We start from the raw sequence: 900 nt of genomic DNA on the forward strand, positions 1-900 counted from the left end.
TGCTCCTCAGGATGTTCAGGCCACGCTGGCGGAGCTGACTGCGGTCAGCATTGCCGATCAGGTGCTGTTAACAGGCGGCTGTGAGCGTGTGCTGGTGTGCGGCGGCGGGGCGCGCAATCCCCTGCTGATGGCGCGTCTGTCTGCGCTGTTGCCCGGCATTGAGGTCAACACCACCGATGAGTTCGGCGTGAACGGCGATGATATGGAAGCGCTGGCTTTTGCCTGGCTTGCGGCGCGCACGCTGTCTGGCTTGCCCGGTAACCTGCCGTCAGTGACCGGTGCCAGCAAAGCGAGCGTATTGGGGGCCATTTTTCCCGTTCTGAACGACTAATCAGATTTTGCTGAGAGGTTGTTGTAAAACCCGTTGTTACACTGTTGTTATCTGTGACTCGACAGGCTGTTTCGTGGTCATGTGGCGATAACCTTTAGACAGGTAACAACGGGAAAATAACAATGAAAATCATGCTATCGGGCCGCGCAGCTGTGCTGTTAGGGCTTATGATACTGTCCGGCTGTAGCGGTTTTAACCGGCCAGCACCGGTAAAAACGCTGCATTATCAGTGTGGCACCCTGCCACTCACCGTGACGCTGAAACAGGATGTCCAGCCAGAGGAAGTGCATTTCTTGCTGGATGGCGAGCGCCTGCAACTTCCGCAGGTGATTTCTGCTTCGGGCACCAAATACAGCAATAACCGCTATACCTTCTGGAGCAAAGGGGATCGCGCCTTTATCGAGCGCAATGGGCACATCATTGCGGACGACTGCCTGCTACAGAATGAGCCTTAACGCGACGCGTTACATTGAGATTTTCCCGCTGTGGGCGCAGAATGGAACGATGATTTTCGTCCCGATACACCACAGCAGGATGTTATGACACAGGACAACACTTCACCTCCCTCC

Annotated in this window: 2 protein-coding genes; both read left to right on the forward strand. The window is 55.3% G+C overall.

The window, feature by feature from the left end; translation table 11 throughout:
- Positions 1-331, forward strand: a 331-nt coding sequence (locus tag J5224_RS30835; protein WP_264628829.1) for an anhydro-N-acetylmuramic acid kinase, incomplete at its 5' end; no start/stop codon positions are given.
- Between the two features lie 122 nt (positions 332-453).
- On the forward strand, positions 454-786 hold the full coding sequence (locus J5224_RS30840) for an MliC family protein (protein WP_264628830.1): 333 nt from the start codon (positions 454-456) through the stop codon (positions 784-786).
- Positions 787-900: the final 114 nt, after the last annotated feature.

The organism is Candidatus Symbiopectobacterium sp. NZEC135 (genome assembly GCF_025962695.1).